The following is a 3,825-nucleotide window of genomic DNA, read 5'->3' as shown; positions in this document are numbered from 1 at the left end:
TAAGTGGCATCTCGCGGAGGGGGGTCAGTAGCGCGGCTTGCGGTCCGGGCGCTCCGTGGAGCGGCTCGGGCCGGCGGGGCGTCCGGCGCGGCTCGGACGGCGATCCGGCTTGAGCTCGATCAGCTGGCCGCTGATGCGGGTGTCGGCGAGGCGGTCGAGCACCTCCTGCGGCAGGTCGGCGGGCAGTTCGACGATCGAGAAGTCCGGGCGGATGTCGATGTGGCCGAAGTCACCGCGGTTGAGGCCGCCCTCGTTCGCGAGCGCGCCCACGATCTGGCGGGGCTCGACGCGCTGGCGGCGGCCGACCTCAATCCGGTAGGAGGCGAGGTTGCTGTTCGCCGGGCGCTGACGGCGCTCGGGGCGCTCCCCCCGGTCGCCGCCGCGGTCTCCGCGCTCGGGCCGGTCGCCGCGATCGGGCCGGGAGTCGCGGTCCTCGCGCTCGCGACGGGCGAAGCGCGGGTCATCCGGCGAGAGCAGCAGCGGCTCCTCGCCCTGGGCGACAATCGCCAGCGCGGCGGCGACGTCCGACTCGACGACGTCGTGGTGCTCGACGTAGTGGCCGATAATGTCGCGGAAACGCTGTAGGCGCTCGGTGTCGGCCAGGGCCGCGGTGATCGCGTCGTCGAAGCGGGAGAGGCGCGTGACGTTGACGTCCTCGACGCTCGGCATCCGCATCTCGGTCAGCGGCTGGCGGGTGGCCTTCTCGATGGCGGTGAGGAGGCGGCGCTCGCGCGGCGTGACGAAGCTGATCGCCGCTCCGCTGCGCCCCGCGCGACCGGTCCGGCCGATGCGGTGCACGTACGACTCGGTGTCGATCGGGATGTCGTAGTTGACGACATGGCTGATCCGCTCGACGTCGAGGCCGCGGGCAGCGACGTCGGTGGCGACCAGGATGTCGAGCTTGCCCGACTTCAGCTGGTCGACCGTGCGCTCGCGCTGGGCCTGCTGCACGTCTCCGCTGATCGCCGCCGCGGTGTAGCCGCGGGCGCGCAGCTTCTCGGCCAGCGTCTCCGTCTCGCTCTTGGTGCGGACGAACACGATCATGCCCTCGAAGTTCTCGACCTCGAGGATGCGGGTGAGGGCGTCGACCTTCTGCGGGTACGACACCATCAGGTACCGCTGGGTGGTATTGACGGAGGTCGTGGTCTTGTTCTTGACCGTAATCTCCTCCGGCTCCTTCAGGTATTTGCCGGAGATGCGGCGGATCTGGGCGGGCATCGTCGCCGAGAACAGCGCGATCTGCTTCTCCACGGGGGTGTCGGCGAGGATCGTCTCGACGTCCTCCGCGAAGCCCATCTTGAGCATCTCGTCGGCCTCGTCGAGCACCAGGTACTTCAGCGCTGAGAGGTCGAGGGTGCCCTTCTCGAGGTGGTCCATGATGCGGCCGGGCGTGCCGACGACGACGTGGACGCCGCGACGCAGCGCGGAGAGCTGGGTGCCGTAGCCCTGACCCCCGTAGACGGGGAGGACGTGCACGCCGCGCAGGTTCGACGCGTAGCGCTCGAACGCCTCGCAGACCTGCAGTGCGAGCTCGCGGGTCGGAGCCAGCACGAGCGCCTGCGGCGTCTTCTGCGCGAGGTCGAGGCGCGAGAGGATCGGCAGCGCGAACGCCGCGGTCTTGCCGGTGCCGGTGTGGGCGACGCCGAGGACGTCGCGGCCGGAGAGGAGGGACGGGATCGTCGCGGCCTGGATGGCCGAGGGCGTCTCGTAGCCGACCTCCTTGAGGGCTTTGAGGACCGGGTCGCTGAGACCGAGGTCGGAGAAGGTGAGCGTGGGGGTGCTCTCGGAAGCGGTGTCGGCCTCAGGGGCGGAATCGGGGGTATCGGTGGACGCCATGCTGTAACGGTAGTGCTCCGGCGGCGCCGCGTCCGAGGCAGGTCCGAACGCTCGGGCGGTTCCAGGCCCCCGCGGCAGGCGTCAGGAGGTGAAATCGAGCAGCACCTTGCTTGAGCGCGCGGCGTCGCGGGCGAGCTCGAAGGCCTCGAGTGCGCGGTCCAGCGGCAGCACCTGAGTGACCACCGGCCCCACGTCGAGGGTGCCGTCGGCGAGCGCCGCCAGCACCTCGTCGAGCTCGTCGACGAAGCGGAAGGAGCCGATGAGGCGCAGCTCCCGCGTGATCGCGAGCGAGATCAGCGCCGGCTGCTCGCCCGAGGGCAGGAGTCCGACCATCACGACGGTGCCGCCGCGCGCCGCACCGCGGACGGCCGACATCAACCCGCGCGGGCTGCCGGAGGACTCGAAGACGACGTCGGCGGCGACCTCCGCGATCGCGTCGGCGGCGGTCGCGCGGATGGTTCGGGTCGCTCCGACCGCGCGGGCGATGGCGAGCGGCTCCTCCGCGAGATCGACCGCGACGATCTCCGCCGCGCCCGCCCGCTTCAGCACCGCGACGATCAGCGCTCCGATCGGGCCGCTGCCGATCACCAGCGCGCGCCGTCCGGAGACCGCGCCCGCTCGCCACACCGCGTGCCAGGCGACACTCGCCGGCTCCGCGAGCGCCGCCTCCCGGAGCCCCAGCCCCGCGGGGAGCTCGCGGAGCATCCGCGCCGGCAGGACCGTGTGGCGGGCGAAGGCGCCCTGGGTGTGCGGCAGTCGTGCCGCGCTGCCGAGGTAGGTGCCCTCGGTGGCGAGGTTGGGGCGCCCGTCGGGCCACTCGCCGTGAGCGGTTGCGGGGTGGACGGCGACGGCCGTACCGGTCGCGGGACCGGTGCCGTCTGCGGCGGCCTCGACGACCGTTCCGACGACCTCGTGGCCGAGGGTCAGCGGCTCGCGGAGGATCGACTCGCCCGCGGCTCCGTGCGTCCAGTAGTGCAGGTCGGAGCCGCAGATCCCGCCGTAGGCGACGGCGACGAGGGCGTCGGCGGGACCGCGCGCGGGTAGCGGCGCCTCCTCGACGCGGAGGTCGCCGGCGGCGTGCACGACGACGCGGGTGGTCGAGGCGGGAAGGGGGGTGGGCATGCGGAGTCCGTTCGGTGGAGGGGCGGGGTGGCGGCCGCTCAGACGACGACGGTCATACCGCCGTCGATGAAGACGACCTGCCCGTTGACGTAGTCGGAGCCGTCGGAGGCGAGCCAGACGGCCGGGCCGATCAGGTCCTCCACGCGACCCCAGCGCGCCGCGGGGGTGCGACCGAGGATCCAGGAGGTGAACGCCTCGTCGTCGACGAGCTTCTGGGTCATCTCGGTGTGGATGTAGCCCGGCGCGATCGCATTGACCTGAATGCCGTGCTGCGCCCACTCCGCTGTCATCGCCCGGGTGAGGTTGCGAATCCCACCCTTGGATGCCGTATAGGGCGCGATCGTCGGGCGCGCGAGGTCGGCCTGCACCGAGGCGACGTTGACGATCTTCCCGGCGCCGCGCAGGATCATCCGCTTCGCCGCCGCTCGGCCCACCACGAAGGCGCTGGTGAGGTTGGTGCGCAGCACCCGCTCCCAGTCGGCGACGTCGAGGTCCAGCAGCGGCACGCGATGCTGGACCCCGGCGTTGTTGACCAGGATGCGCAGCGGACCCACCGCCTCCTCGATCCAGGCGACTCCGGCCTCCGCGGCCGCGTCGTCGGTGACGTCGAAGGCGCGGGCGTGGATCCGCGGGCGGCCGTCGGCGCCGGGGAACCGCTTGGCGAGTTCGGCGCGGGTGGCCTCGAGCCGCTCCGGGTCGAGGCCGTTCAGGACGACGGTGGCGCCCGCCTCGGCGAGACCGGTGGCGACGGCGCGGCCGATGCCGCGGCTGGATCCGGTGACGAGCGCCACGCGGTCGGTCAGGTCGAAGAGCACGGTTCCTCCAGGGAGTTCGGGGCGGGACGGGGGTTCGGGGCGGGACAGTGTC

3 protein-coding genes are annotated in these 3,825 nt (G+C 72.5%); all 3 read right to left on the bottom strand.

Translation table 11 applies throughout. The features are described 5' to 3' along the window. Nucleotides 1–24: 24 nt before the first annotated feature. Complete coding sequence (locus C5D07_RS04495; protein ID WP_104258780.1) at nt 25–1,836, bottom strand: DEAD/DEAH box helicase; 1,812 nt, start codon at nt 1,834–1,836, stop codon at nt 25–27. Nucleotides 1,837–1,917: 81 nt separating this feature from the next. Further along, complete coding sequence (locus C5D07_RS04490) at nt 1,918–2,958, bottom strand: L-idonate 5-dehydrogenase (RefSeq protein ID WP_068256209.1); 1,041 nt, start codon at nt 2,956–2,958, stop codon at nt 1,918–1,920. 38 nt (nt 2,959–2,996) lie between these two features. After that, nucleotides 2,997–3,773 carry an SDR family oxidoreductase gene (locus tag C5D07_RS04485; protein ID WP_104272520.1) on the bottom strand — a complete coding sequence of 259 codons (777 nt, stop codon included), beginning with the start codon at nt 3,771–3,773 and terminating at the stop codon, nt 2,997–2,999. Between the last annotated feature and the right edge of the window lie 52 nt (nt 3,774–3,825).

The sequence above is a fragment of the Rathayibacter tritici genome, from assembly GCF_002932875.1.
Lineage (GTDB): Bacteria > Actinomycetota > Actinomycetes > Actinomycetales > Microbacteriaceae > Rathayibacter > Rathayibacter tritici.
Note: the sequence above shows the minus strand (reverse complement) of the source record. Positions and strands in the feature narration are given on the sequence as shown.